We start from the raw sequence: 22,515 nt of genomic DNA on the forward strand, positions 1-22,515 counted from the left end.
GATAAGCGCAGCGGAGGGGCGTTGTCGAGAAAAATCCGAGGCGCTGTGGGGCGCTGTCCTTCGGGGCGAATGTATGTGCCACATGGTGTTGCGCATCGCGGATGAATCCGCTCCCACAGGGCGGATTCCGCTCTTTGTATCCACCCGCGGTGCGGGCCTGGGCGCCGGTGGGGTGGACCGGTGAAGCGCGGTCCACCCCGCTAGAGCTAGGCGTGCAGGGTTACTGCGGGATGAGGATGGAGAACTTCTTGTGGTGGGTGTTGCCATTGGCATCACGCGCCTGGGCCACGAACCAGTGTGCGGTAGCAGAAGCGGTCCCGGCTTCCGGGGTGCCGCTGACCAGGCCGTCGGCGGCCAGCGTCAGGCCGGCCGGCGGATGGCCGCTGACCAGCTTCCAGGTGGCGCCACCGAGACCGCCGGTGGCGGACAGCTGGGCCTGGTAGGGCTGGCCGACGCGGGCCTCGGGCAGGGCGGCGGGGCTGTTGATCAGGAGACCGTCGTTGGGGTGGCTGGCGGCCAGGCGGTAGAACTTCACCCGCGCGCCTTCGGTGGCGCTGTCGCCGTGCATGTGCAGGTAGGCGCCGGCCTTGAAGTAGAAGGTCTCGCTGTTCCAGGCCGGGTCCATCGCCATGGTCGCCACCGGCCCGCCGTTGGCCGAGGCCATGGCGACGTTGTGGCTGACCTTCATCTGGTAGCTGAAGGTCTCGCCCAGGGCGATGTCCGTGGCCAGCACGTGGTTGGTATAGGGCAGGCCCTGTTCCGGCAGGCCCTGCAGCTTGGCGATGACGCGGCCGGTCTGCTTGGAGAAGTCATAGCGGTAGTAGAGGAGGATCAGCGGTGCGCTGCCGTAGCCGTGCACCTGGCCGACGATGACGATGCCATCGCGGGGCACTTGCATGACCTTGAGCAGTGCATCCTGCACCGATTCGCCAGCCCCGCTCCAGGTCACGCCCAGGTTGGTCGGGTCGAGCATTTCGCGCAGTTCGGCGCGTGGGCTGCTGGAGCCGCCGGCCGTAGCGCCATTGATGGGTGTCCAGAAGGTCATCGAGCCGTCCTGCGGGTCGGTGCGGAACCAGCGGGACTGGTAGCCATAGGGGCCGGACAACTGGTCCGGGCGTATGGTGATCGCTTTGCCGGTGGTGTTGCCGTCGGCGTCCTGGGGCACGGTGATGTTCCAGTTCTCCAGGGCGAAGTTGCCGCCCGGGGCGACGCCCTTGTAGAGCTCGGCCTGGGCTTCGCCGAGTAGCAGGCAGCCGAGCAGGCCGAGCCAGCGGGCAGGGTGGTTGTGCAGGAGATGGGTGTGGGGCGGTTGGAACCTGGGCATGCCTTGCATCCTCGTCGTTGGGCTGCACCCCGCTCGAGACCGCCTGCTTCGACGCGCGTGCCTTCCCTGGGCTTCGTGGGCCTGCCGATGGGCAGGCCTTTCACAGACCCGGCGAGGGCGGAGAAGGTTCGTTTGCAGCGCGATGCCGCTGCCTCAGGCTGTGACGCCGCGCTCAACCCGGATGCTGGTCCTTGAGGGTGATCAGCAGGTTGGCGAGCCGTTCGATGTCGGCGTCTGTGGTGCGCCAGGACGAGACGCTGAGGCGAAACGCCGGGCGCCCCTGCCACAGCGTGGGGCCGAACCACACCTCGCCCGTAGCCTGGGCGGCGAGGCGGATGGCCAGGGTCTGCTGGTCGCTGTCGGCGCGCACCAGCACCTGGTTCAGCACCACGCGGTTGAGTACCTGGTAGCCGGCGTCGCGCAGGCGTTCGGCAAGGTATGTGGCCTGGCGCAGGTGGCGGTCGATCAACGCGCGCAGGCCGTCGCGGCCGAGGCTGGCCAGGGCTGCCCAGATGGGCACGCCACGGGCGCGGCGGGAGAATTCCAGGTTGAGGTTCTTCTGCGCATCGCGGGAGGCGCTGGCGTAGGCGGCGTCGCTGTTCATCGCCGTGGCCAGGGCCTCGGCATCCCGGCAGATGGCCATGGCGCCGTCGTAGGGGGTGTTCAGCCACTTGTGGCCGTCGGTGGTCCAGCTGTCGGCCTGCTCGACGCCTTCGGCCAGCGCGGCGGCGGAGCTGGCCCGCGCCCAGAGGCCGAAGGCACCGTCGACGTGCACCCAGGCGCCAGCGGCACGGGCGCGGGGGATGAGCGCGGCGAAGGGGTCGAATTCGCCGGTGTTGACCTCGCCGGCCTGCAGGCAGAGGACGGTCATGTCGTCCAGCGGCGGCAGTTGCGCCGGGTCGATCCGGCCCAGCTCGTCGACGGGCGCCACTAGCAGACGGTTGATGCCGAAGCCGAGGATGCGCAGGGCTTTCTTAACGGTGATGTGCACGCTGGCGGAGACCACCACGCGCACCTCGGGCGCGCCCATCAGGCCGTCGCCGTCGAAGTCCCAGCCCTTACGTGCGAGCAGGGCGCGCCGGGCGGCACTGAGGCAGGCGAGGGTGCAGGCGGTGGCGCTGGTGCCGAAGCCCACGGCGCTCTCGGCCGGCAGGCCGAGGCTCTCCAGCACCCAGCGTGCGGCGGCCTTCTCGATGCGGTCGGCGGCGGGGGAGTTGTCGAAGGAGGACGCGCACTGGTCCCAGGCCAGCACCAGGCGCTCGGCAGCGGCGGCGGCCGGCAGGGTGGCGCCGATGACGAAGCCGAAGTAGCGACCGCCATTGGAGGCCGTGGTAGCGGGGGAGCCCAGCTCGTCCAGCTGCCGCAGCACCCCTTCGGGCGAACGCCCCTGCTGCGGCAGTGGTTCTTCGAAGCCGGCCAGGGCGGCGATGGCGTCGGGCGTGGGGAAGACGCGCCGGCCGGGGATGCCGTCGAGGTAGGCGAGGGCGCGGCGGTCGGCGTCTTCGAGGAGTTGGCGTTCGGTGTCCATGGCGGCCTCGGCGTGGAAAGAGGGCCACCTTAGCGCGAGGTGCGGGTTCGCAGCAGGTACAGCTCGAGCCCGAGATGCCTGTACAGCTGGGGCGGGGAGGGCGAGGCCGCTGCAACAGCGAGGGTTCTGACCCGTACAGTTGCCTCGCCGTCCTGATCAGCGGGGCATCACCTGCTTCACCTGGCTTTCGGGAATGCGCTGCTCACGGCCTTCGCTGTCTTCGAATTCGAGCATGCCGGTGTCGGCGTCCAGCTCGGGTTTGCCGTCGCTGGTGAGCATCTGTCCGTCGGTGGTCTGGACGAGGTACTCGCTGGAGCAGCCTGCCAGGCCCAGCAGGCAGACGAGGATGAGGGGCCAGCGTTTCATGGGGATTCTCCTGTTCCGGTGGTTGTCGCTTCGCCATGGCCGATGGCCAGTGCGGGCGTTCAGGCATTTGGGCCGTCGCCTGCGCCGGTGAGTTCAGGAAAAATCTGCGCCCAAGAAAAAGCCCCGCACGGGGCGGGGCTCTTTCAACAACGCGTGGATCAGGCCTGGATGACCGGGATCTTGGCGTTGGCTGCAGCTTCGCGGAACTCGGCGATCTGGTCGAAGCTCAGGTAGCGGTAGATATCGGCAGACATGCTGTCGATGTCCTTCGCATAGGCCATGTACTCCTCTACGGTCGGCAGCTTGCCGATGATCGAAGCGACAGCGGCCAGCTCGGCAGATGCCAGGAACACGTCGGTGGCATCGCCCAGACGGTTCGGGAAGTTACGGGTCGAGGTGGAGACCACGGTCGAACCGGTCTGGACGCGAGCCTGGTTACCCATGCACAGCGAGCAGCCCGGCATTTCCATGCGCGCGCCAGCCTTGCCGTAGATGCCGTAGTAGCCTTCTTCGGTCAGCTGGTGGGCGTCCATCTTGGTCGGCGGGGCCAGCCACAGACGGGTCGGAATGCCACCCTTGACCTTGTCCAGCAGTTTGCCGGCAGCGCGGAAGTGACCGATGTTGGTCATGCAGGAACCGATGAACACTTCATCGATCTTGCGGCCCTGGACGCTGGACAGCAGGCGAGCGTCGTCCGGGTCGTTCGGGGCGCAGAGCACGGGCTCCTTGACGTCGGCCAGGTCGATCTCGATGACGGCGGCGTATTCGGCATCCTTGTCGGCTTCCAGCAGCTCCGGCTTGGCCAGCCAGGCTTCCATCGCCTGGGCGCGACGCTCCAGGGTACGGGCATCACCGTAGCCTTCGCCGATCATCCAGCGCAGCAGGGTGATGTTGGACTGCAGGTATTCGGCGATGGCCTTCTCCGGCAGCTTGATGGTGCAGCCCGCAGCGGAACGCTCGGCGGAGGCGTCGGACAGCTCGAAGGCTTGCTCGACGGTCAGGTCGTTCAGGCCTTCGATCTCGAGGATGCGGCCGGAGAAGATGTTCTTCTTGCCTTTCTTCTCGACGGTCAGCAGGCCAGCCTGGATGGCGTAGTAGGGGATGGCATGCACCAGATCACGCAGGGTGATGCCGGGCTGCATCTTGCCCTTGAAGCGCACCAGCACGGATTCGGGCATGTCCAGCGGCATGACGCCGGTGGCGGCGGCGAAGGCCACCAGGCCGGAACCGGCCGGGAAGGAGATGCCGATCGGGAAGCGGGTGTGGGAGTCGCCACCGGTGCCGACGGTGTCAGGCAGCAGCATGCGGTTCAGCCAGCTGTGGATGATGCCGTCGCCCGGACGCAGGGAAACACCGCCGCGGGTCATGATGAAGTCCGGCAGGGTGTGGTGGGTCTTGACGTCGATGGGCTTCGGATAGGCCGCGGTGTGGCAGAAGGACTGCATCACCAAGTCGGCGGAGAAGCCCAGGCAGGCCAGGTCCTTCAGCTCGTCGCGGGTCATCGGGCCAGTGGTGTCCTGGGAGCCGACGGTGGTCATCTTCGGTTCGCAGTAGGTGCCCGGACGGACGCCCTTGCCTTCCGGCAGGCCACAGGCGCGGCCGACCATCTTCTGCGCCAGGGTGAAGCCCTTGCCGCTGTCGGCGGGGGCTTCCGGCTTCTTGAACAGGTCGGACGCGGGCAGGCCCAGTTCGGCGCGTGCCTTCTCGGTCAGGCCACGGCCCACGATCAGCGGGATACGGCCGCCGGCGCGGACTTCGTCCAGCAGGACCGGGGTCTTCAGTTCGAAGGTGGTGACCACTTCGCCGCTGTCATGACGCACGACCTTGCCTTCGTACGGGTACACGTCGATGACGTCGCCCATGGCCAGGTTGGTGCAGTCGAATTCGATCGGCAGGGCGCCGGCGTCTTCCATGGTGTTGTAGAAGATCGGGGCGATCTTGGTGCCGAAGCAGAAGCCGCCTGCGCGCTTGTTCGGTACGTAGGGGATGTCGTCGCCGAAGAACCACAGCACCGAGTTGGTGGCGGACTTGCGGGAGGAACCGGTACCGACCACGTCACCGACGTAGGCAACCGGGAAGCCCTTGGCCTTGACGGCTTCGATCTGCTTCAGCGGGCCGACGGAACCGGGTTGTACCGGCTCGATGCCGTCGCGGGCCATCTTCAGCATGGCCAGGGCGTGCAGCGGGATGTCGGGGCGTGACCAGGCGTCCGGAGCGGGGGACAGGTCGTCGGTGTTGGTTTCGCCTGGGACCTTGAACACGGTCAGGGTCAGCTTCTCGGCAACGGCCGGGCGGGCCTTGAACCACTCGCCATCGGCCCAGGACTGCAGCACGGCCTTGGCGGCGGCGTTGCCTTTCTTGGCGCGTTCGGCGACGTCGTGGAAGGCGTCGAACATCAGCAGGGTGTGCTTCAGCTGCGCGGCGGCGACTTCGGCCAGCTCGGCGCTGTCCAGCAGCTCCACCAGGGTGGCGATGTTGTAGCCGCCCTGCATGGTGCCCAGCAGCTCGACGGCGCGAGCCTTGGAGATCAGCGGAGAGGTGGCTTCGCCCTTGGCGACGGCGGACAGGAAGCCGGCCTTGACGTATGCGGCTTCGTCAACGCCCGGGGGAACGCGATTGGTGATCAGGTCGACGAGGAATTCTTCTTCGCCAGCGGGCGGGTTCTTCAGCAGCTCGACCAGGCCTGCGGTCTGTTCGGCGTTCAGCGGCTGGGGTACGACCCCCTGGGCGGCACGCTCTTCTACGTGTTTGCGATAGGCTTCAAGCACAGTTTTACCCTCATCAGTGGTCCCTAGTCTTGGTTCGGGACGCTCATCCAGGATTCCACCGAACACATGCGCCGCGCGGCTTTTTGGGCCGCCTGGCCAGTGTTTCGATGGTTCCATCCAGAAGCTGCTTTCAAAGTTTTACGCCGGAAGGAAGAGCCTGATGAGGGCTGGCGTTGGGTCTCATCGGGAGAGGAGAACCCAGCGCCAAGATTTCCTGCCGGATCGACTGTGCTCGTGACGCTTTGAAAACAGCTTCCAACGGATTTGGCGCCTAAAACGGCGGAACGATTCTAAAGGAAAGCGGAACCGAAGTTAAGACAAAAGCCCCGCCTATCTTGGGGTGACCCTGCTTAGACAAAGGGCTAAGATGCCGCGTCCGTACCTGCGTTACCCAATGTCCCCGCCATGCCCAACCAGCGCATCAAGACGCCTTGCGTCGGCCTCTGCTCCACCGTCTACGGCGATACCGTGTGCCGGGGTTGCAAGCGTTTCCACCACGAGATCATCAACTGGAATCTCTACAGCGACGAAGAGAAGCGCGCGGTCTGGCGTCGCCTGGAGCAATTGCTGGTGCAGGTGGTGGAGGCCAAGCTCGAGGTCTTCGATCCGACGCTGCTGCGGGGCCAGCTGGAGCAGCGGCAGATTCGCTTCGTGCCGGAGCAGTCGGTGTATTGCTGGGCTTACCAGTTGATCGCGCGGGGCTCGCGGGTGATCAACCGCCTGGAGGCCTATGGGCTGGTGTTGATGCCGGAGTTCCGCGACTGGCCGCTGCCGGACCTGCGCGAGGCCATCGACCGCGAGTTCTTCCTGCTCTCCGAGGCGCACTACGAGCGCTACATCGCCCCGCGCTTCCTGCGCGAGGGGATGGAACTCCGCGTTTGACCCGCCCATGAGAAAGCCGCCCGTCGGGCGGCTTTCCGTTCATCGCTCGATTCAGTGCTGGGCTACCAGCTCCTCCAGGTGGGCGATGATCTCGTCCGGCTTCAGCACCAGCACGTCGCTTTCCAGCGCATCCAGGACCACCTCGGCGGTGTTGCCGATCAGCGCGCCGGAGAGGCCGGTACGGGCGACGGTGCCGATTACGGTGACAGCTGCCTTCAGGGTCTTCGCCGCGTAGGGGATGATCACGTCCGCCGGGCCTTCGGCGATGTGCAGGTTGTCGTCACTGACGTCGAACTCCTCCTGGAATTCCTTGCAGGCATTGCGGTAGCGCGCCTCGATGCTCTCCTTGAGCTGGAAGGTCGGGTCCGCTGCCGAGAGCATGGGGGAGGGGTGGGCGCTGACCACGTGCAAGCTGCCCCGCGCCAGGCCGGCGATGTCGTAGCCGTGGCTGATGATGCTGGCGTGCAGGGTACGGTGCGGGCCGTCGTTGTTGCCCACGTCCACGGCCGCGAGGATCACGCCACCGGTCCAGGGCGTATCGGTCTTCACCATCAGCACCGGGCCGGGGCAGTAGCGCAGCAGCTTCCAGTCGTCCGGCGTGAGCAGGGCGCGCTTGAGCGGGTTCTCCGGCACGTGCTGCTTGATCACCAGGCCACAGCCTTCGGCCTGTTGCACGGTGATCACCGTCTGGTGCAGGTTCTCGTGCCAGGCCTGCTGGGTGCTGACGCTGTAGCCGTCGCCGGTCAGGGTGCCGGCCAGGTCGGCGAGCCAGGCGCTGTGGTCCTGCTTGCGATCGCAGACCAGCAGGTGCAGGTGGGATTGGGTCACGCCGGCGATCAGCGTGGCGCGCTTGAGCGCCAGGCTCTCGGGGTGGCTCGGATCGACTACCACCAGGATGCTGCGAATGGCTTGCATGGTCATGCTCTCCCTGTGAGACAGATGGCTGGGAGTCACTCTAGCGGCGATTGCACGAACGTGCTTGATGCATATCAATCGCGGATGGCTGGCCGGCGACCGGTGCATTCGTATAATGCGCACCTTTTTGCCGAGGCCTCGCCGTGAGTGCCCTGGCTGTCTGCTGCCCGAACTGGAGTGCCCGCCCGATGAACCTGCCGGAGATCCACGATTTCCTCCCCTGCCGCACCCCGCAGGCCTGGGTAGAGGCGGCGCTGGCCGATCAGGAAACCCTGCTGATCGACCACAAGAACAACGAGTTCAAGGCGGCGTCCACCGCCATGGCGCTGATCGCCAAGTACAATACGCACCTCGACCTGATCAATTTCATGTCGCGCCTGGCCCGGGAGGAACTGGTCCACCACGAGCAGGTGCTGCGGATCATGAAGAAGCGCCACATTCCCCTGCGGCCGGTATCGGCAGCGCGCTACGCCTCGGGCCTGCGCAAGGCGGTGCGCAACCACGAGCCGGCCAAGCTGGTGGACACACTGGTGGTGGGCGCCTTCATCGAGGCCCGTTCGTGCGAGCGCTTCGAGTCACTGGTGCCTCACCTGGACGAGGACCTGGGCGCGTTCTATTTCGGCCTGCTGAAGAGCGAGTCGCGGCATTACCAGGGCTACCTGAAGCTGGCCTACCAGTACGGTGAGGCGGCGGACGTGGACGCGACGATCGAGCGGGTGCGTGGCGTGGAACAGGAGCTGATCGAGAGCCCTGACGAGGAGTTCCGCTTCCACAGCGGTGTTCCGGCCTGAATCCGGCCCGCAATGAAAAAGCGCCCCAAGGGGCGCTTTTTTTGGGGCGGTGACTGGTCAGTCCTTCACTTTCAGGTCCAGGGCCAGGTCGCGGGCGGCCTTGGTGGCGAGCACCCCCATCAGCTGGCCGATCTCGTCCTGGCGGCTGGTGGCACCGTTCTGGCCGGCGGCCATCATCACGCTGGGTACCGGTGCCTGGGCCGCGGCCTCGGCCCACACCTTGTTGATGGCGATCAGTGCATCGAGCTTGGGCTGCAATGCGCCGTCCGCCTTGATCACCGCTTCGCGGGCATAGGCCTCGGCGTCGGCGGTGATCTTGGTGGCCTGGGCGGTGATGCTGGCCTTGTCACGCAGCAGTTCGGCGGTCTGCTTCTCGATCTCGGCGCGGCCTTTCTCGCGCTCGGCGTTGATGCGCGCGAGCTGCTTCTCGGTCTCGGCCTGGGTGGTGCGCTCGATCTGGTCGCGCAGGGTTTCCTGGCGGCGGGCCTCCACTTCCTTTTCACCGCGGGCGGTGACCAGCAGCTTCTCTTCCTCTTCCTTCAGGCGGTTCTGCCGCGCCACGGCCAGTTCGGCCAGGGCCTGCTGGACCTTGACCATGCGCTGCTTGTACTGCGGGTTGGGGTCGACGTTGGTGATGCGGGCCTCCACCACTTCCACGCCGTACTTGCGGAACTGCTGTTGCTTGCGCACCGGGATGCCCTTGGAGTCGATCACCTTCTCGGTGACGAACTGGCTGGCATTGTTGTCGCCGAAGGTGCCCTGCTCGGTGCCGGCCTGGAGGATGGCGGTCTGGTGGGGCATGGCGCCGCGCGGGCCGCGTACTTCCTTGCGCTTGATCAGGTAGAGGCCGTCATTGAGCTGGTTCTCGAACTCGGCGGCGAACTCGCTGCGGGCGCCGGCATAGAAGTCGTCGGCGGTCATCAGGGAGGCAGTGGCCTGCAGGGTTTCCTTGATGGCCGGAACCAGGGCGGTGCGGATGAAGTTCTCGGGGTTGCGGTATTCCTGGGCGATCTTCAGGAACTGGTCGCCGCCCGGCAGGCGGAAGCGCGCGGAGGACTCCACCTTGGCGTCGACGTTGCCGAGGAACACGATGGGGAAGGCTTCGATGGTGGCGCCGAGGGAGTCGTTGTCGCTGTTCTCGTCGATCTGGTTGAGCGCTTCGGTGAGCACCGACTGCACGCTCAGGGCCTTCTTCCAGGGGGTGGCGCGGCCGAACCACTTGGTGGCGTAGCCGACGTCGTCCACCACCTTCTCCTCGCCGAAGATGGTTCGCACGTGGGTGGCGAAGCCGGCTTCGTTATAGAAGAAGACGCCGTTGAACAGGGCGAAACCGAGGCCGGCAGCGGCAGCGCCGCCGACCAGGTACTTGATGTAGGGGGCGTTCGCAAACTGCATGGTCGCTCCTTGACGGTGTGGGGATGCGGAATGCTGGAGGCCGCATGCCGCCTCGTCAAGCAGCACTCACTCGGGCTGCGGGCAGGTTCTCGCTGCGGCAGTCAGTCGAGGGCGAATGGCGCCTGGCGGAAGCCGTCGGCGTCCACTTCCAGCGCCCAGCCCTGGCGGTCCCAGTCACCCAGCACGATGCGCTGTGCCGGCTGCCCGCCGATTTCCAGGGTGTGCACCGCCGGTCGATGGGTGTGGCCGTGGATGAGCGTGGGCACCTTGGCGTCGATCATCACCCGGGTGACTTCCTCGGGGGTGACATCGACGATGTCGTAGGCCTTCTGTCGGGTCTGGGCGCGGCTCTCGCTGCGCAGCTTGCGGGCCAGGCGGTGACGCACGCGCAGGGGCAGGTGGCGCAGGATGAAGAGGGTCAGCGGGTGGCGCAGGATGCGGCGCAGGCGCATGTACGCCTCGTCGCGGGTGCACAGGCTGTCGCCGTGCATCAGCAGCACCGGGTGGCCGGCCAGTTCGGCCTGGGCCGGGTCGCCCAGCAGGGTGCAGCCGGCCTCGCGGCAGAACCGCTCGCCGACGAGGAAGTCGCGGTTGCCGTGCATCAGGAACAGCCGCGTACCGCCGTCAGCCACCTGCCGCAGGGCACGGGCGATGGCGTGTTGGTAGGGGGTCATGGCGTCGTCGCCGATCCAGGCTTCGAAGAAGTCGCCGAGGATGTACAGCGCTTCGGCCTGGCGGGCGCGGGTGTCGAGGAAACGAAGAAACGCCCGGGTGATGTCCGGGCGTTCCTCTTCGAGATGCAGGTCGGAGATCAGCAGGATCACTCGACGATCTCGGCCTTCTCGATGATCACGTCTTCGACCGGGACGTCCTGGTGGCCGGCCTTCATGGTGGTGGCCACGCCCTTGATCGCGTTGACCACGTCCATGCCTTCGGTCACCTGGCCGAACACCGCGTAGCCCCAGCCCTGGGTGGTGGGGGCGCTGTGGTCGAGGAAGTCGTTGTCGGAAACGTTGATGAAGAACTGCGCGGAGGCGGAGTGCGGGTCCATGGTGCGGGCCATGGCGATGGTGCCGACCTTGTTCGACAGGCCGTTGTTGGCCTCGTTCTTGATCGGTGCGCGGGTGGATTTCTGCTTCATGCCGGGCTCGAAGCCGCCACCCTGGATCATGAAGTTGGAGATGACGCGGTGGAACACGGTGCCGTCGTAGTGGCCGGCCTTTACGTACTCCTTGAAGTTGGCGGTGGTTTCAGGCGCTTTGTCCTCGAAGAGTTCCAGGGTGATGACGCCGTGGTTGGTGTGCAGCTTGATCATGGGCAATTCGCTCTGAACGTGAAATCCGAAGGCCTGTCAGGGGGTTGACAGCTTCGGTATGATAAGCGCTTTGATTTGGCCGGCCTACCCTGAGCCGCAAAGCATGATCTTAAGGACACCATGAGCAAGCCAGAGACCCCCGTCGTCGCCACGAACTTCCTTCGCCCCATCGTCCAGGCCGACCTGGATGCCGGCAAGCACGCGAAGATCGTCACCCGCTTCCCCCCGGAACCCAACGGCTACCTGCACATCGGCCATGCCAAGTCGATCTGCCTGAACTTCGGCCTGGCCCAGGAATTCGGCGGCGACTGTCATCTGCGCTTCGACGACACCAACCCGGCCAAGGAAGACCAGGAATACATCGACGCCATCGAGCGCGATGTGAAGTGGCTGGGCTTCCAGTGGGCGGGCAAGGTTCGCTACGCCTCGGACTACTTCGACCAGCTGCACGACTGGGCCGTCGAGCTGATCAAGGCCGGCAAGGCCTTCGTCTGCGACCTCACCCCCGAGGAGATGCGCGAGTACCGCGGCAGCCTGCATGAGCCGGGCAAGAACAGCCCGTTCCGCGACCGCTCCGTCGAGGAGAACCTGGACCTGTTCGCCCGCATGAAAGCCGGCGAGTTCCCGGACGGCGCCCGTTCCCTGCGCGCCAAGATCGACATGGCCTCGCCGAACATCAACCTGCGCGACCCGATCCTCTACCGCATCCGCCACGCCCATCACCACCAGACCGGCGACAAGTGGTGCATTTACCCCAGCTACGACTTCACCCACGGCCAGTCGGACGCCATCGAGGGCATCACCCACTCCATCTGCACCCTGGAGTTCGAGGACCATCGCCCGCTCTACGAATGGTTCCTGGCCAACCTGCCGGTACCGGCGCAGCCGCGCCAGTACGAGTTCTCGCGCCTGAACCTGAACTACACCATCACCAGCAAGCGCAAGCTCAAGCAGCTGGTGGACGAAGGGCATGTCAGCGGCTGGGACGACCCGCGCATGTCCACCCTGTCCGGCTACCGCCGCCGGGGCTACACCCCCGAGTCGCTGCGCAATTTCTGCGAGATGATCGGCGTCAACCGTGCCAGCGGCGTAGTGGACATCGGCATGCTGGAATTCAGCATCCGTGACCACCTGGACGCCACTGCCGCCCGCGCCATGTGCGTGCTCAAGCCGCTCAAGGTGGTCATCACCAACTACCCGGAAGGCCAGGTCGAGCAGCTCGAACTGCCGCGCCACCCGAAGGAAGACATGGGCGTGCGCACGCTGCCCTTCGCCCGCGAGATCTACATCGACGCCAGCGACTTCGAGGAAGTCCCGCCTGCCGGCTTCAAGCGCCTGGTACCCGGTGGCGAAGTGCGCCTGCGCGGCAGCTACGTGATCCGTGCCGACGAAGCCATCAAGGACGCCGACGGTAACATCGTCGAGCTGCGCTGCTCCTACGACGAGAACACCCTCGGCAAGAACCCCGAAGGGCGCAAGGTCAAGGGCGTGATCCACTGGGTGCCGGTGGAAGGCAGCCTGGAGTGCGAAGTGCGCCTGTACGACCGCCTGTTCCGCTCGGCCAACCCCGAGAAGTCGGAAGAGGGCGGCAGCTTCCTCGACAACATCAATCCCGGCTCGCTGGTGGTGCTCACCGGTTGCCGTGCCGAGCCGTCCCTGGCCCAGGCCCAGCCCGAGGAGCGCTTCCAGTTCGAGCGCGAAGGCTACTTCGTTGCCGACCTCAAGGACTCCAGGCCCGGCCAGCCGGTGTTCAACCGCACCGTCACCCTGCGTGACTCCTGGGGGCAGTGATGGCGCTGACGATCTACAACACCCTCACCAAGGCCAAGGAAGCCTTCCAGCCCCTGGAAGGCAACAGCGTGCGCATGTACGTGTGCGGCATGACCGTGTACGACTACTGCCACATCGGCCATGCCCGGGTGATGGTCGCCTTCGACGTGGTCACCCGCTGGCTGCGCGAGCGCGGCTATGACGTGACCTACGTGCGCAACATCACCGACATCGACGACAAGATCATCAAGCGCGCCCAGGAGAACGGCGAGCCGTTCGAAGCGCTGGTGGACCGCATGATCGCCGCCATGCACGAGGACGAGGCGCGCCTCTCCGTGCTGCGCCCGGACATCGAGCCCCGTGCCACCGGCCATATCGCCGGCATGCACCAGATGATCCAGACCCTCATCGACAAGGGCTTCGCCTACGCCCCCGGCAATGGCGACGTCTACTACCGCGTCGGCAAGTTCGAGGGCTACGGCAAGCTCTCCCGCCGCCGCATCGACGAGCTGAAGATCGGCGCGCGCATCGAGGTCGACGAATCCAAGGAAGACCCGCTGGACTTCGTCCTCTGGAAGGGCGCCAAGCCCGGCGAGCCGAGCTGGGAATCCCCCTGGGGCCCTGGCCGTCCCGGCTGGCACATCGAGTGCTCGGTGATGTCCACCTGCTGCCTGGGCGAGACCTTCGACATCCACGGCGGCGGCCCGGACCTGGTGTTCCCCCACCACGAGAACGAGATCGCCCAGAGCGAGGCCGCCACCGGCAAGCTCTACGCCAAGGCCTGGATGCACGCAGGCGCGGTCCGTGTGGATGGCGAGAAGATGTCCAAGTCCCTGGGCAACTTCTTCACCATTCGCGAGGTGCTGGAGAAGTACCACCCCGAGGTGGTGCGCTACCTGCTGGTGGCCAGCCACTACCGCAGCCCGATCAACTACTCCGAGGACAACCTCAAGGAAGCCAAGGGCGCCCTGGAGCGCTTCTACACCGCCCTGCGCGGCCTGCCGGTCGTCGAGGCGGCAGGTGGCGAAGCCTTCGTCGAGCGCTTCGGCGCAGCCATGGACGATGACTTCAACAGCCCCGAAGCCGTCGCCACCCTGTTCGAGATGGCCCGCGAGGTGAACCGCCTGCGTGACAGCGAGCCGAGCACCGCAGCCGCCCTGGCGGCACGCATGAAGGCCCTGGGTGGCCTGCTCGGCCTGCTACAGCTGGAGCCGGATGCGTTCCTCCAGGCCGGTGCCACCGGCAAGGTGGACGCCGCCGAGGTCGAAGGGCTGATCCAGGCGCGCCTGACCGCGCGTGCGGAGAAGAACTGGGCCGAGTCCGATCGCATCCGCGACCAGCTCACCGCCATGGGCGTGGTGCTGGAGGATGGCAAGGGCGGCACCACCTGGCGCCTGGCTGAATAACAGCTGACCGACGGGGCGTTGCGGACAACGCCCCATCCAAGCGTCATAAAAAAACCGGGACCTGCGAAGGTCCCGGTTTTCTTTTGCCCGTTGCCTGGGGAATCAGGCGCGGCGGCGGAACAGCGGCAGTGGCTGGTCGGCGGAGGCCTGGTAGACCTCGCTGAAGTCCTCGAAGGCCTTCAGCGCGTCGTACGGGTCCTTGTCCTCGCGCAGGGCGAAGGCATCGAAACCGCAGCGCTTGAGGGCGAACAGCTGGTCGCGCAGCACGTCGCCGATGGCGCGGACCTCACCCTGGTAGCCGTAGCGCTGGCGCAGCAGGTAGGCGGTGGAGGAGTGGCGGCCATCGGTGAAGGCCGGGAAGTTCAGCGCAATGACCTGGAAGTGCGAGAGGTCGTCGGCGATCTCCTCGATCTCCTCGCCGGCATCCAGCCACACGCCCAGGCCGCCATCGCGGGCCTTGAGGGCGTGGCTGTGCTCGACCCAGAGGGCCAGGGGCACGATCAGGTCGTCGCAGTTGGACAGGCCATCGAGGGTCGCGTCCTTCGGCAGCAGGTGCCAGGTCTCGTCGATGACCTGGCCGTTCTTAATGATTCGCTGCATATACGCGCTCCTTGAACGGGTCGATGCCGATGCGGCGGAAGGTGTCGAGGAAAGGCTCCTCCTCGGTGCGGCGCTCGACGTAGACCTTGATGATCTTCTCGATCACGTCGGCCATTTCCTCCTGGGCGAAGGACGGGCCGAGGATCTGCGCCAGGCTGGCGTCGCGGCCGGCGCTGCCACCCAGGGACACCTGGTAGAACTCCTGGCCCTTCTTGTCCACGCCGAGGATGCCGATGTGGCCGACGTGGTGGTGGCCGCAGGCGTTCATGCAGCCGGAGATGTTCAGGTCCAGGTTGCCGATGTCGAACAGGTAGTCCAGGTCATCGAAGCGACGCTGGATGGCTTCGGCCACCGGGATCGACTTGGCGTTGGCCAGGGAGCAGTAGTCACCGCCCGGGCAGCAGATGATGTCGGTGAGCAGACCCACGTTCGGCGTGGCGAAGCCCTGCTCGCGCAGTTCGTTCCACAGGGTGAACAGCTGCGCCTGCTCCACGTCCGCCAGGATCACGTTCTGGTTGTGGCTGTTGCGCACTTCACCGAAGGCGTAGCGGTCGGCCAGGTCGGCGATGGCGTCCAGTTGCTTGTCGGTCACGTCGCCCGGGGCCACACCGGTGGGCTTCAGCGACAGGGTCACGGCCACGTAGCCCGGCTTCTTGTGGGCGAAGGTGTTGCGCTGGCGCCAGCGGGCGAAGCCCGGGTGCTCGGCGTCCAGGGCGGCGAGGGCGGCGTCCTGGTCCTCCAAGGCCTTGTAGGCCGGGTCGACGAAATGCCTGGCGACGCGATCGACTTCCGCCTGGGTCAGGGTGGTGGGGCCATCCTTCAGGTGGACCCATTCGGCGTTGACGCGCTCGGCGAACACCTCGGGGGTCAGCGCCTTGACCAGGATCTTGATGCGCGCCTTGTACTTGTTGTCCCGGCGGCCGTAGCGGTTGTAGACGCGCAGGATGGCGTCCAGGTAGCTCAGCAGGTGCTGCCAGGGCAGGAATTCGTTGATGAAGCTGCCGACGATCGGGGTACGGCCCAGGCCGCCGCCGACGGAGACGCGGAAGCCCAGTTCACCGGCTTCGTTCTTCACCGCTTCCAGGCCGATGTCGTGCACCTCGATGGCGGCGCGGTCGCCCACGGCGCCGTTCACGGCGATCTTGAACTTGCGCGGCAGGTGCGAGAACTCGGGGTGGAAGGTGGACCACTGGCGGATGATCTCGCACCAGGGGCGCGGGTCCACCAGCTCGTCACGGGCGACGCCGGCGAACTGGTCGGTGGTGGTGTTGCGGATGCAGTTGCCGCTGGTCTGGATCGCGTGCATCTGCACGGTGGCCAGCTCGGCGAGGATCTCCGGCACGTCCTCCAGCTCCGGCCAGTTGAACTGGACGTTCTGGCGGGTGCTGATGTGGGCGTAGCCCTTGTCGTAGTCGCGAGCGATCTGCGCCAGCTTGCGCACCTGGGCGGACGACAGCAGGCCATAGGGCACGGCGACCCGCAGCATGGGGGCGTAGCGCTGGATATAGAGGCCGTTCTGCAGACGCAGGGGACGGAATTCCTCGCCCGAGAGTTCCCCGGCCAGGTAGCGGCGGGTCTGATCGCGGAACTGCTTGACGCGGTCCTCTACGATGCGTTGATCGTACTCGTCGTATACGTACATGAATGGTCCTGTTGTCAGGCTGCTTACAGCTTTTCTGCGCGCACGGCCGCGCACCCCCTGCGGAGCCGGTGGAAGATACCAGCTCAGGTTTATGCGCAAAAGTGATGTTTGAGTATATGTAAAGAACCTGATCGCATAAGCAGGGGTGCGAGCATAACCTTCCCCGCGCGGCTGGAGGCCCCGGCCGGCGGGCGTCGAGAATGCTTCTCGACTGGCCCGGCGTCAGCCCAGGGCCAGCAGGCGGCTCATCAGGTGCGTCCCCCGCAGCAGGGTCCCGGAGGAGACCCTGGGCGACTCCGCCAATTGCCCCAGCGCTTGCGCCAGCACCGCCACCCCCGCTGCGTCGGCCAGCGCCTGCTGGGCCCGCAGCACTTCCCGGTGATGGGCAGAGGGCTGCTGGCGACCGCTGCTGGCCAGGCTTTCCAGCACGTCCAGGGCCGGCTCCACCAGCCGTCCGGCGAGGCTCGGCGGCTCCACCGCCGGCACGGGGCGGTCGGTGCGGCTGAGCAGGCGCTGGATGCGGTCGAACAGCCGGCGGTTGCGGCTCAACCCGCCGCGCACCAGGGATTCGAAGTCCAGCGACAGGCAGCGCAGCCGGTCGTGATCGGCCACCAGCAGCGCGAGGGGCTCCAGGCAGCGGCGGCGCCCGTCCAGCCAGGGCCGCACCAGCACGGCACGGATATCGTCCAGGGCCTTCTGCGCCCGCTCCAGGTTGTCCAGGCGTTCGCGGCGCTCGGCGGTGCAGGGCAGCTCCAGCAGCAGGGTGCGGCCGTTGCTGTCCTCCAGCGGCCAGGTCAGCACCTGCCGGGCTTCGTCCAGGCTCGCTTCGTGGCAGCGGGCGGGGCGCAGCAGCAGCCGGGTCGGCGGTTCGCTGGCGAGGGCGGCGCTGTCTTCCAGGGCCAGGCCCAGCTGTTCCCAGTCCGCCAGGCCAAGGTCGAGCAGGCGCGGGTCATCCGCTGGCCAGCCGCCCTGGGGGCGGGCAATGCCGCCGCCGGGGGCCAGCCGGCCATCCTCGGCCAGGCGCGGCCCTTCCAGCTGCAACGGCGCGCGGCACAGCAGCTCGGGCGTGCTGCGCCACAGCGCCTGCTGGGCCCAGACCGCGTCCCGGCGGAAGCCGGGGTCGCTGCCATCGGGGCGGGCCAGGGTGGTTTCCAGCACCTGGCCGTCGTTGAGGTCCCAGAACGCCAGGCTCAGGCCGCGGGCGCCGCCGGCACTGGTCCACCAGTGGCCGCCCAGGGGCAGCAGGTCGAGGGTTTCACCGGCCTGGTAGTCGCGCCGCAGGCGGCCGCGCAACTGGGGCAGGCGCTCGCCGTCGGCGCGCAGCAGGGCCTGGCAGAGGGCGTGGACGCGGGCCATCTGCACCAGTGCCTCCCGCTCGCTGCTGTGGTCGTCGCGCTCGGCCAGGCGGGTGATCTGCCCGCCCAGGGTGCGCAGGTGGCCGGCCAGGCGCGGCAGGCCTTCGGTGCGGGCGCCGAGGTTGAGCAGGCGCAGCTGCAGGGCGCTGGCCCGGCTGACGTGGGACAGCCCCTGGCCCAGCAGCTCGTGCAGCAGCTGCTGCACCGAGGCCAGCAGTTCGCGCTCGGCCTCGCCCAGGCCGTCCCGCGTGGTGTCGGCAGGGGCGCTTTCGGCGGTCCAGGCCCAGGGTTGGCCGTGGGCCTGGAAGAGCCCGGCGAGGGCCGCCAGGTGCAGGGCCTTGCGTTCGCTGTCCCGCGCTTCGGAGAGCATCCCCTCGAAGCCGGCACCCGCCAGGTAGCTGACTTCGCCCTCCAGGCCCTCGAAGGCGATGGCCAGGCGCAGGCCGTGGTTGCTCACCTGGGGTGTACCGAGGGTCTCGATCCATTGCCGGGCGCGGCGGGTGGCCACCTTGCCGGCGAGCTTCTGCAACTGCGCCGGGTCCAGCGCCAGGGCTTCCACCTGGGCGGCATCGGGCTCGGGCTGTTCCGTGCCAGTGGCCGCGTCGGGCGCTTCGCTGCGCAGCCACAGCACGGCGGCGAGTATGTGCTTGCAGCAGCCGCTGGCCGGGCAGGTGCAGCGCGCCGCCTCCACGCCGCCGGCGTCCAGGCGCACGGTCTGGCCGTCGGTCTCGATCAGCCCGTGTGCCTCGGTGCGCTCGCCCCAGGCCAGCTTGCCGGCCTCCACGTCCTTGCCGGCGCGGCGCAGCAGGCCGGCGTTGGCCAGGGTTTCCAGGGCCGCGTCGTCGTAGGCCCGGTAGCGGGCCAGCCAGGCGCTCATTGCATCACCTCCGCCAGCCATTCGGCGAAGTGCTCCGGGGTCAGCGCGGCGATCCGCATGCCCCGATCCGCCAGGCGCTGGCCCATGGACGGGTCGTAGACCGGCCGGGCGGCATCATCCAGGGCCGCCAGGCCCAGCAGGCGCACGCGGGCCTCGTTCAGCCGCGAGACGCAGGCCAGCAGAGGGCCGATGGCGGCGCCTTCTTCGAAGTCGCTGATCAGCGCCAGCACGGTGCGCTGGGGCGTGTCCACCAATTGCTCGCAGTAGCGCAGGGCCTTGCCGATGTCGGTGCCGCCGCCCAGCTGCACGGTCAGCAGCACCTCCACCGGGTCGTGGGCGAGGTGGCTGAGGTCCACCACCTGGGTGTCGAACAGCACCAGGCGCACGCGCACGCTGGGCAGGGTGGCGAGGATGCTGGCGCAGATGGCGCTGTACATCACCGAGTCGAGCATCGAGCCGCTCTGGTCGACGCAGAGGATCACGTCCCAGGGCAGCTGCCGGCGGACCCGGGCGTTGAAGCGCGGCGATTCGATCAGCAGCTGTTTGCGCTCCGGGTCGTAGTGCTTGAGGTTGGCGGCGATGGTGGCGCGCCAGTCGAAGTTCTGCGCGTGGCGGATCGGCGAGCGGCGGAAGCGGTTGCGCCGGCCGTTGAGGGCGTTGGTGAAGCGGCTGCGCAGGCGCTGGAGAATTTCTTCCACCACCTTGGCGATCAGCTGGCGCACCGCGTCGCGGGTGTCGGCGCTGAGGCGACCGCGCACGCTGAGCAGCGCCTTGGCCAGGGCCGGGCTGGGTTCCAGGCTGGCGAGGCTGGCCGGGTCGGTGAGCAGTGCGCTGATGGCGTAGCGCTCGATGGCCTGGGTCTGCAGGCGCTCGAAGGTGGAACGGGGGAACAGGTTGCGGGCCTGCTCCAGCCAGTTGAGGGCGGTCAGCTGGCTGTCGTCGAGGGAGCCGCCGCGCCCGCCCTGGACATGACCACGGCGCTGGTACTCGCGGTTGTAGAGGTAGTCGAGGGTCTTCTCCAGCCGCGCGTCGGTGGGGTTCAGGGCGGCCTGGTCGAGGGCGCGGTCGGCGTAGCGGCCGAGGATCAGGCGCCAGCGGCGGGCGGTTTCCAGGTCAGTCATGGTCGGCTTCCGTGGCCCAGTCGAGCAGGCCGTCGCGCGCCAGCGAGCGCCCGAGCGCCAGGTGCAGGGCGGCGCCGGCGAGCAGGTCGTGGCTGTCCAGTTCGTGGTGGGCGCTGTCCAGGGCACTGTCGCCCAGGCCGTTCAGCGCGGCCAATTGGCTGGCCAGGCGCCCGGTCTCCTGGGGCTTGAGGCGGGTGAAGGTCAGGCGCAGGTCGGGCAGGTGGCGGACGAAGGTGGCCTCGTCCCAGCCGGCCACCAGGGCGTTGAGTGCCTGGCCCAGGTGTTCGACCCGCAGGATCAGCTCCGGTGCGGCCTGCAGCAGCCCGCCGAGGTAGCGCACGGCGTCCTCGCTGTCGGCGCCCGGGCCAAAGCGGCGGCCCAGGGCTTCGGCCAGGCGGGCCTCGTCATCGAGATCGTCCAGGTAGCGCAGCGCGTCCAGGGCGCCGGCCAGGGTGGGCGGCGCCTCGTCGCGGAGACGGGCCAGGGCGCCCTGCAGGGCTTCGTCCTGGCCATCCAGGCCCACCAGGCCGCTGCCCAGGCGGATGAATTCGCGCAGGGCCAGCAGGGCATCCACGGCGGCGCCTTCCTGCTCGGGGGCGCAGAGGGCCAGGCCCGGCACCAGGAACAGCGCCGCCGGCACGATGCGCTGCAGCAGCGCCGGCAGTTGCGGTTGCTCCTCCAGCCCGAGCAGTTCGCGGCCGCGCCACAGGTGCAGCAGGCGCTGGCCGCAGGCGACCACCGAGGCCAGCTCGGGGTCTTCGTCCAGGTGTTCGGCCAGGCGCTGGAACAGCCTCGGCAGCTGCTCGCCCAGGCCGATCAGTCCGGCGCGGGCCACCAGCTGTGCCACGCGGCCGGCGCTGCGGCCCTGGCCCTGGCCGAGCAGCGCACGCTCTTCGTCCAGCAGGCGGCGCAGGGCGATGTCGCGCAGGTTGCTGCCTTGTTCAGCCCGTTCGATGAGGTTGGCTTCCACCAACGGCGACCAGGCGTATTCCCACTCCTCGAAGAGCAGGTCGAGGCCGCTGCCGTTGACGAAGTCCGGCCCGCCCTGGTGCCGGGCCAGGCCGCTGTCCAGGTAGGCCATGAGGTGCAGGAAGCGGCTGCGGGCACGGTGGCGGGGCTTGCGGTAGAGGTCCAGGCGGGTGCGCCGGGCCAGGCTGTCGCTGAGGTCCAGGCGGTGGGCGAGGGCCAGCCGCCGGGCTTCTTCCACCAGGGGCGGGGCCTGGGTCGAGGGCGGCACGTCGCCCAGGCGGTTGCCGCCCAGGTGGCGCTGCACGGCCCGCAGCAGGCCGTCCTGGCCTTCGTCCAGGCTGCCCTTGACGAAGCAGGCGTGCACCGCGTCGAGCAGGTCGTAGCGCCCCGGGCCGGGGTGCTGGCGCAGCCGGGCGAGGCCGGCGGCCTGTTCGGCGGCGTTGCTCACGCTGGCGAAGGTCAGGGCATCGGCCAGGCGCTGCTCGCGGGTTTCGGCGGCGATGCCGCTGAGCAGGCGGGTGGCGATGCGCTGGCGGGCGAGGGTGTCGTCCTCCTCGCCCAGCAGCGCGTCCCAGACCTGCTGGTAATAGGCCGGCGAGGGCATGCCGGAGGCATAGCCGTTGAGGGCGTCGAGGCGGTCGAAGCTGTAGCGGATCAGCCAGGCCTGGCTGTCCTCCGGGGCGGCGGGTCTTGCCGGTGCCGGGGTGCCGGCGGCCAGGGCCTCCACCAGCGCCAGGGTGTGGAAGCCGCCGGTGACCACCACCAGCGGGCCGTCCACACGGCCACGCCAGTCGCGGATGCAGCCGAGCATGTGGGCTTCACGGGCCAGGGAGCCCTCGGCGGCGAGCACGTCGTCCTCGTAGTCCAGGCGGGCCATGGCGCACCAGGCGAAGGCGTCGTCGAACAGCCGCTGCCAGTCGGCCAGCGCCGCGCGGGGGCGCAGTTCGAACAGGTGCTCCCAGAGTTCGTCGTGGTCCCGGCAGTGGGCCTCGCGGGCCAGGGCGGCGAGGTAGCGGCTGTGGGCCAGGTAGCGCTCGGCCATGAGGCTGCGCTGCTGGTCGGCGGCCTGCTCCTCGTCATGCTGGTGGGCCCAGGGCAGGTCGATGAAGGCCAGCTGCGCCCCCAGGCGCTGGCCGTCCTGCAGGGCCTGCCATTCCGGCGAGTAGTCGCAGAAGGGGAAGAAGGCCGAGCGCAGCGCCGGCTCGCCCTCGGCGTCGGGCCGGCGGTGCTGGGAGAGGATCGCCAGGGGCGGCCGGCTGCGGGAGTCCAGCAGGTCGGGGATGAGCCGGTCGAAGTCCGCCGGCCCCTCGATCAGGATGGCCGCCGGCTGCAGGGCCTGCAGTTGCTGGCGCAGGGCGAAGGCGCAGGCCGGGCTGTGGTGACGCACCGGCACCAGGTGAATGCCCGCCCGGGCCAGGGCCGCGCGCTCACGGGCGGCGGCCTGCAGCCGTTCGGGCAGGCGCGGGTCGCTGGCGAAGGCCTCTGCCATGG

At 68.1% G+C, this 22,515-nt stretch carries 17 protein-coding genes; 4 read left to right on the forward strand and 13 right to left on the reverse strand.

The genetic code is table 11. The features are described from left to right. Positions 1–220: 220 nt before the first annotated feature. The 4 genes from BM198_RS06935 to acnB form a co-directional block, all read right to left on the reverse strand. On the reverse strand, positions 221–1,324 hold the full coding sequence (locus BM198_RS06935; protein WP_074968802.1) for a polysaccharide lyase family 7 protein: 1,104 nt from the start codon (positions 1,322–1,324) through the stop codon (positions 221–223). 172 nt (positions 1,325–1,496) lie between these two features. Continuing rightward, positions 1,497–2,852: a pyridoxal phosphate-dependent decarboxylase family protein gene (locus tag BM198_RS06940; RefSeq protein WP_074968804.1), complete on the reverse strand. Its 1,356-nt coding sequence runs from the start codon at positions 2,850–2,852 to the stop codon at positions 1,497–1,499. 156 nt (positions 2,853–3,008) lie between these two features. Next, positions 3,009–3,218, reverse strand: a complete 210-nt coding sequence (locus BM198_RS06945; protein WP_044401668.1) for a YgdI/YgdR family lipoprotein — start codon at positions 3,216–3,218, stop codon at positions 3,009–3,011. Between the two features lie 158 nt (positions 3,219–3,376). Next, on the reverse strand, positions 3,377–5,986 hold the full coding sequence (acnB, locus tag BM198_RS06950; RefSeq protein WP_044401671.1) for a bifunctional aconitate hydratase 2/2-methylisocitrate dehydratase: 2,610 nt from the start codon (positions 5,984–5,986) through the stop codon (positions 3,377–3,379). A gap of 405 nt (positions 5,987–6,391) precedes the next feature. Between acnB and BM198_RS06955 the strand changes: the two genes are divergently transcribed. Continuing rightward, positions 6,392–6,868 carry a DUF1289 domain-containing protein gene (locus tag BM198_RS06955; RefSeq protein ID WP_074968806.1) on the forward strand — a complete coding sequence of 159 codons (477 nt, stop codon included), beginning with the start codon at positions 6,392–6,394 and terminating at the stop codon, positions 6,866–6,868. 51 nt (positions 6,869–6,919) lie between these two features. Here BM198_RS06955 and BM198_RS06960 read toward each other — a convergent pair whose 3' ends face one another. Continuing rightward, positions 6,920–7,783 (reverse strand): universal stress protein, encoded by an 864-nt coding sequence (locus BM198_RS06960; protein ID WP_074968897.1) that lies wholly within the window; start codon positions 7,781–7,783, stop codon positions 6,920–6,922. Between the two features lie 188 nt (positions 7,784–7,971). On the opposite strand from BM198_RS06960, the gene miaE reads away from it, so the two are divergent. Further along, positions 7,972–8,574: a MiaE family protein gene (gene miaE, locus BM198_RS06965; protein ID WP_074968808.1), complete on the forward strand. Its 603-nt coding sequence runs from the start codon at positions 7,972–7,974 to the stop codon at positions 8,572–8,574. Between the two features lie 57 nt (positions 8,575–8,631). Here the strand turns inward: miaE and BM198_RS06970 are convergent, their stop codons facing one another. The 3 genes from BM198_RS06970 to BM198_RS06980 form a co-directional block, all read right to left on the reverse strand. Beyond that, complete coding sequence (locus BM198_RS06970) at positions 8,632–9,969, reverse strand: SPFH domain-containing protein (RefSeq protein ID WP_074968810.1); 1,338 nt, start codon at positions 9,967–9,969, stop codon at positions 8,632–8,634. 101 nt (positions 9,970–10,070) lie between these two features. Then, positions 10,071–10,793 (reverse strand): UDP-2,3-diacylglucosamine diphosphatase, encoded by a 723-nt coding sequence (lpxH, locus tag BM198_RS06975; RefSeq protein ID WP_044401683.1) that lies wholly within the window; start codon positions 10,791–10,793, stop codon positions 10,071–10,073. Continuing rightward, positions 10,790–11,284 (reverse strand): peptidylprolyl isomerase, encoded by a 495-nt coding sequence (locus BM198_RS06980; RefSeq protein WP_044401686.1) that lies wholly within the window; start codon positions 11,282–11,284, stop codon positions 10,790–10,792. The genes lpxH and BM198_RS06980 overlap by 4 nt, the downstream gene beginning before the upstream one ends. A gap of 120 nt (positions 11,285–11,404) precedes the next feature. On the opposite strand from BM198_RS06980, the gene BM198_RS06985 reads away from it, so the two are divergent. Together BM198_RS06985 and cysS are read left to right on the forward strand one after the other, a co-directional pair. Then, a complete protein-coding gene (locus BM198_RS06985; protein ID WP_074968811.1) occupies positions 11,405–13,075 on the forward strand; it encodes a glutamine--tRNA ligase/YqeY domain fusion protein in 1,671 nt (556 codons plus the stop codon). Continuing rightward, complete coding sequence (gene cysS / locus BM198_RS06990) at positions 13,075–14,460, forward strand: cysteine--tRNA ligase (RefSeq protein WP_074968813.1); 1,386 nt, start codon at positions 13,075–13,077, stop codon at positions 14,458–14,460. Before BM198_RS06985 ends, cysS begins: the two co-directional genes overlap by 1 nt. A 102-nt stretch (positions 14,461–14,562) precedes the next feature. On the opposite strand, the gene BM198_RS06995 is transcribed toward cysS, so the two are convergent. The 5 genes from BM198_RS06995 to BM198_RS30105 all read right to left on the reverse strand — a co-directional run bounded on the left by BM198_RS06995 (position 14,563) and on the right by BM198_RS30105 (position 22,513). Continuing rightward, positions 14,563–15,060 (reverse strand): DUF934 domain-containing protein, encoded by a 498-nt coding sequence (locus BM198_RS06995; protein ID WP_074968815.1) that lies wholly within the window; start codon positions 15,058–15,060, stop codon positions 14,563–14,565. After that, a complete protein-coding gene (locus BM198_RS07000) occupies positions 15,044–16,702 on the reverse strand; it encodes a nitrite/sulfite reductase (RefSeq protein WP_074968816.1) in 1,659 nt (552 codons plus the stop codon). The genes BM198_RS06995 and BM198_RS07000 overlap by 17 nt, the downstream gene beginning before the upstream one ends. 222 nt (positions 16,703–16,924) lie before the next feature. Continuing rightward, on the reverse strand, positions 16,925–18,934 hold the full coding sequence (locus BM198_RS07005) for an SWIM zinc finger family protein (protein WP_074968818.1): 2,010 nt from the start codon (positions 18,932–18,934) through the stop codon (positions 16,925–16,927). Beyond that, positions 18,931–20,055, reverse strand: a complete 1,125-nt coding sequence (locus BM198_RS07010) for a VWA domain-containing protein (protein ID WP_069562357.1) — start codon at positions 20,053–20,055, stop codon at positions 18,931–18,933. The genes BM198_RS07005 and BM198_RS07010 overlap by 4 nt, the downstream gene beginning before the upstream one ends. After that, positions 20,048–22,513, reverse strand: a complete 2,466-nt coding sequence (locus BM198_RS30105) for a DUF5682 family protein (protein WP_083422348.1) — start codon at positions 22,511–22,513, stop codon at positions 20,048–20,050. Before BM198_RS30105 ends, BM198_RS07010 begins: the two co-directional genes overlap by 8 nt. Positions 22,514–22,515: the final 2 nt, after the last annotated feature.

Origin of the sequence: Metapseudomonas otitidis, assembly GCF_900111835.1 — a bacterium.
Classification (GTDB): Bacteria; Pseudomonadota; Gammaproteobacteria; order Pseudomonadales; family Pseudomonadaceae; genus Metapseudomonas; species Metapseudomonas otitidis.

Bases quoted from the DNA above. Each gene is read 5' to 3' on its own strand.
- BM198_RS06935 (WP_074968802.1), bottom strand. From the start codon at position 1,324: ATGCCCAGGTTCCAACCGCCCCACACCCATCTCCTGCACAACCACCCT.
- BM198_RS06940 (WP_074968804.1), bottom strand. From the start codon at position 2,852: ATGGACACCGAACGCCAACTCCTCGAAGACGCCGACCGCCGCGCCCTC.
- BM198_RS06945 (WP_044401668.1), bottom strand. From the start codon at position 3,218: ATGAAACGCTGGCCCCTCATCCTCGTCTGCCTGCTGGGCCTGGCAGGC.
- BM198_RS06955 (WP_074968806.1), top strand. From the start codon at position 6,392: ATGCCCAACCAGCGCATCAAGACGCCTTGCGTCGGCCTCTGCTCCACC.
- BM198_RS06960 (WP_074968897.1), bottom strand. From the start codon at position 7,783: ATGCAAGCCATTCGCAGCATCCTGGTGGTAGTCGATCCGAGCCACCCC.
- miaE (WP_074968808.1), top strand. From the start codon at position 7,972: ATGAACCTGCCGGAGATCCACGATTTCCTCCCCTGCCGCACCCCGCAG.
- BM198_RS06970 (WP_074968810.1), bottom strand. From the start codon at position 9,969: ATGCAGTTTGCGAACGCCCCCTACATCAAGTACCTGGTCGGCGGCGCT.
- BM198_RS06980 (WP_044401686.1), bottom strand. From the start codon at position 11,284: ATGATCAAGCTGCACACCAACCACGGCGTCATCACCCTGGAACTCTTC.
- BM198_RS06985 (WP_074968811.1), top strand. From the start codon at position 11,405: ATGAGCAAGCCAGAGACCCCCGTCGTCGCCACGAACTTCCTTCGCCCC.
- cysS (WP_074968813.1), top strand. From the start codon at position 13,075: ATGGCGCTGACGATCTACAACACCCTCACCAAGGCCAAGGAAGCCTTC.
- BM198_RS06995 (WP_074968815.1), bottom strand. From the start codon at position 15,060: ATGCAGCGAATCATTAAGAACGGCCAGGTCATCGACGAGACCTGGCAC.
- BM198_RS07000 (WP_074968816.1), bottom strand. From the start codon at position 16,702: ATGTACGTATACGACGAGTACGATCAACGCATCGTAGAGGACCGCGTC.
- BM198_RS07005 (WP_074968818.1), bottom strand. From the start codon at position 18,934: ATGAGCGCCTGGCTGGCCCGCTACCGGGCCTACGACGACGCGGCCCTG.
- BM198_RS07010 (WP_069562357.1), bottom strand. From the start codon at position 20,055: ATGACTGACCTGGAAACCGCCCGCCGCTGGCGCCTGATCCTCGGCCGC.
- BM198_RS30105 (WP_083422348.1), bottom strand. From the start codon at position 22,513: ATGGCAGAGGCCTTCGCCAGCGACCCGCGCCTGCCCGAACGGCTGCAG.